Here is a 3,889-nt window from a genome sequence, read left to right on the forward strand (position 1 = left end):
GCCCGCGGGTGGCCGTGTCCCACAGCCGCACCGTCTGGTCTTGGCCGCCGGTGGCGAGGGTGTGCCCGTCCGGGCTGAACGCCACCGTCAGGGTTCCGTTGGCTCCTTCACTGAGGCTTCTTCGGATGATGCCGGTGTCCGTGTCCCATAGCCGCACCGAGCGGTCAAGCCCGCTGGCGGTGGTGAGGGTGCGTCCGTCGGGACTGAACGCCACCAGTTCCGCTCCGATGGACCGTTCGTCAAGGCTTCTGAGAAGGCGGCCGGTGTCCGGGTTCCACAGATCTACCCCATGCCCGCTGCTGGCGGTTGCCAGGGTGCGGCCGTCGGGGCTGAACGCCACTGACATCGTTCCGTTGGTTCGTTCGTCAAAGCTTCGTCGGAGGCGGCCGGTGTTCGTGTCCCACAGCCGCACTGAGCGATCGTCCGTGCTGGCGGTGGCCAAGGTCTGTCCATCGGGGCTGAAAACCACGGAGAGGACGGCCCCCGTCAATCCGGTCAGGCTTTTACGGAGACGGCCCGTAGCTGTGTCCCACAACCGGACTGTGCCGCCGCCGTCGGCGGTGGCGGCCAGCGTGCGCCCGTCCGGACTGAACGCCACCGACAGTACAGCGCCGGAGTGCCCGGTGAGCTTGTGGCGGAGAGGCACGGCAGCGGCGGCCTGAAGGCTTTCCAGGGCCTGGGATGTTGGGCTGTTCCGAAACGCGTGGACGGCCAGTAGTGACGCGAGATCGGAGTTGGTGCCGACGAGCACCGCCGACTGTGCGGCGAGCTGCCGGGACAGGGCCACCTTCCGGGCGGTGTCGGCAGCCTGACGCTGGCGGTCACTGCTCCGGCTCTGATCCCAGGCGATCAGGCCTGCGACGACGGCAAGAACCAGCAGGACGGACAGGGAGGCGCTGAGCGTGCGTAAACGCCGGGTGGCGCGAACCGCAGCACCCTCTTCCCGGTCCCGGGTGGCGACGCCCGCGGCGAGAAAGGATTGTTCCACCGTGTTCAGGTTGAGTGCCGTGAGCTGTTCCTCGGCTGCGGCCAGGCGGTTGCCGCGGTAGAGGGCGCTCGGATCCTGGTTCGTCTCGGCCCATGCTGTGGCGTCGTCGGTGAGGCGGCGGTGAAGGCGCAGGCGGTCGCGGGCGTCCTCGATCCATCCGTGGAGCCGGGGCCAGCCGGTGAGGAGGGCCTCGTGGGCGAGGTCGACAGTGTCGTCGTCGAGGGTGAGCAGCCGGGCTCGGGCCAGGTCCTCGATGATCTGCCCGGCCTGCTGGGGATCGTGTGCGGTGTCGAGTTCGCTGCGTGGGACCAGGCGGCGGGTCTCCGGGGTGCCGTCGCCCGGGGTGACGAGCCGGAGCAGGATGCTGCGGGCCATCTCGGCCTGCTGGGGGGTGAGCCGGGTGTAGACGTCCTCGGCGGTCTGGGCGACGGCTCCGTTCAGTCCGCCGGCCGCCTGGTAGCCCTCCAGTGTGAGCTTGCCGCCCCTGCGCCGGCGCCAGGTCTCCAGCAGGACATGTGACATCAGGGGCAGTCCGCCGGGCTGGCCGGCGACCTCGTCGACCAGCCGGGCGGTCAGTGCCCGCTCCACCGTCAGTCCGCGGGCCGCAGCCGGCTTCACCACGGCCTCTCGCAGTTCATCGGGAGTCATCGGGCCGACCAGCACACTGGTGTCGCGCAGGGCGTCGGCCAGATCGCGGTGTTCGGCGCAGCGGCCGTAGAAGTCGGCGCGGACCGCGATGAGTACACGTAGTCGGCTGCCGGGCCGGCGTGCCGCGAGCAGGAGGTCGATGAAGGCGGCGCGTTCCGCGGGATCTTTGCAGAGGGTGAAGACTTCCTCGAACTGGTCAACGACCACGAGCGTGTCCGCGGAGGCGTCCTTCGGGGTCACGAGGTGCGCCTGCGTCCGGAAGGGGTGCTCGCCGGGAGTCAGAACCCGGATCGCGGCCAGCCGCGCACTCCCGTCTTCGGAGTGCTGGAGCGCGGGAATCACTCCCGCGCGCAGCACAGAAGACTTCCCGCTGCCCGACGGGCCGAACACTGCCGCGAACCGCTCACGGCGCAGCAAGGACATGAGGTCCTCGGTGAGTTGTTTGCGTCCGAAGAACTGTCCGCTGTCACCGGTCTCGTACCGGGCCAGCCCTCGGTACGGCGGATCTGTCGTTTCCGTGCCGTTTTCAGCAGTCAGGGCGGCCGCTTCCACGGATGCCTCACGCCACCGGGTTTCCCACTCGCCGTCGTTGCCTCCGCACGCCGCCGCATAGGCCAAGACGACCGGCAGCGTCGGCAACTGCTCACCCGCCGCTGCCTGCGACAGCGTGGTGATCGAATAGCCCGCCTGCTGGGCCATGGCCCGGTAGGTGATACCCGTCTCGGCCCGCAGCTTCCGCAACTCGGACGCGAACCGTTGCACCGGCCCCGCCCCCGGATCCACCGGCACCTCACGACGACCCGCCACAGCCAAAGTCCCTCCCACCGCCCCCGTACTGGGCCGATGGCCACGCTACGCAGCTCCTGCCGCCCTCTACGAGATCACCCCCGGCCATTGTTTGGCCGCCGGAACAGCACTGCCAAACAACCGCCCAGCCCATTGAAATGGTGATGCAACCGTGAGGGCTCAACAGCAGCCCCAGCGAAACGCAACGGTTCAAACGTGCGTCAACGAAGAGGGAGTAGACATGCGTATCCGGAAAGTTCTGATGACTCTCGGCCTCGGCACTGTGGTTGCCTTCGGCGCTACGGCGGTACCAGCCCAGGCCCCGGCCGCGGCCGCAGTTGCCGGGCCCACCCTCGGCACTGCTTCTGCAGCACCTGGCCCCACCTCTAAGTCAGCAGTCAACTGCGACTGGAGAATCAGCGTTATTGGTGGCAGCTTCATGCACTACAAGGCGGGAGCCACCTTCCGCGGAGGACCGGCCTCGGAGTGCGACGGATACAAGACGCCGTCTCAGGGCTGGGCTTACGCCCGCTGCGTGTTCTACAACCCCGACTACGGGACGAAGTGGTTCTACGCCTCCGACTGGCGCGCCTGGGTGTACAGCGGCAACGTGTCCTTCCCCTACGGCGACGAGCCAACGAACCGCTGCTGAGTTCGCCGCAGCCCCTCACTTGCCCCGCTGCCGCCCGCGGACAGTCCGCGGGCGGGAAACGGGAACTGGCCGGTGACCTGCTGGACTCACACCCAGCGGTGCGCACTGGGCTGCCTGCTCGGTACGCCACCGGCTGGGCCCCGCGCCCGGTGGAAGGCCCGCCGTACCCTGCCGCTGCTGTACGCGTGGATGTCGAACAGCGAGCGCGCCGCCTTCCGTGACCGTCATCCGCAGTGCCAGCTGTGCGCTCGCCGCCCGACGGCCGCCGTCGACCATGACGCGGGGACGGGCCGGGTGCGCGGTGTGTTGTGCAGGAGCTGCAACAGCTGGCTGGGGTCGATGGAGGCGGCGCTGCGCGTCCCCGAACGCGCGATGCAGCACCAGGCGGCCTACCTGCACTGGCGGTTCTAGGCCGGCGGCACGGCCGCGCTGGCCTGGTACCGGGGGGAGCTGTCCTATCTGGGCCTGAGCGAGAAGGAGTTCGCGGACGGCCTGCGCCGGGTGCGCCGGCTGCTGGCAGTCCCGTGCGTGTACTGGACCGACGACGGCCGGCCGCCCTCCCGCGACACCCAGTGGACGAAGACCGGCCCGCTGGAGGACGCCGGGGAGGCGGACCGCCACCACCGCCGTCTCCGGCACGCCCTGGGGGACGAGAACGTCGTCGTGACCGCGTTCGAGCCGGACGGCGGAGTGAACAGCCCGGCCCCGCGCGGCCTGGTCAAGCCCTTCACCGGCGACGTCCGCTCGGTGTACGGGTACACGGCCTGACCGGCCGCCGGACCGGAACACGCGGCCGCGCCCGCCGGCCCCCGGCG

Annotated in this window: 4 protein-coding genes; 3 read left to right on the top strand and 1 reads right to left on the bottom strand. The window is 69.8% G+C overall.

Annotation, left to right across the window (positions count from 1 at the left end):
- Window positions 1–2,398, bottom strand: a 2,398-nt coding sequence (locus GA0115259_RS16870; RefSeq protein ID WP_256098025.1) for an nSTAND1 domain-containing NTPase, incomplete at its 3' end; no start/stop codon positions are given.
- Window positions 2,399–2,861: 463 nt separating this feature from the next.
- Here GA0115259_RS16870 and GA0115259_RS16875 point away from each other — a divergent pair.
- The 3 genes from GA0115259_RS16875 (at window position 2,862) to GA0115259_RS16885 (ending at window position 3,842) form a co-directional block, all read left to right on the top strand.
- Complete coding sequence (locus tag GA0115259_RS16875; protein WP_093597343.1) at window positions 2,862–3,074, top strand: hypothetical protein; 213 nt, start codon at window positions 2,862–2,864, stop codon at window positions 3,072–3,074.
- A gap of 72 nt (window positions 3,075–3,146) precedes the next feature.
- The gene (locus GA0115259_RS16880) at window positions 3,147–3,485 is read left to right on the top strand and encodes an endonuclease domain-containing protein (RefSeq protein ID WP_093597346.1); all 339 of its coding nucleotides are present in this window, start codon (window positions 3,147–3,149) and stop codon (window positions 3,483–3,485) included.
- Window positions 3,486–3,602: 117 nt separating this feature from the next.
- Window positions 3,603–3,842, top strand: coding sequence for a hypothetical protein (locus GA0115259_RS16885; RefSeq protein WP_141716598.1), 240 nt, complete (start codon window positions 3,603–3,605; stop codon window positions 3,840–3,842).
- Window positions 3,843–3,889 lie beyond the last annotated feature (47 nt).

The organism is Streptomyces sp. MnatMP-M17 (assembly GCF_900091995.1).
In the GTDB taxonomy this organism is placed as follows: domain Bacteria; phylum Actinomycetota; class Actinomycetes; order Streptomycetales; family Streptomycetaceae; genus Streptomyces.

Bases quoted from the DNA above. Each gene is read 5' to 3' on its own strand.
- GA0115259_RS16875 (WP_093597343.1), top strand. From the start codon at position 2,862: ATGCACTACAAGGCGGGAGCCACCTTCCGCGGAGGACCGGCCTCGGAG.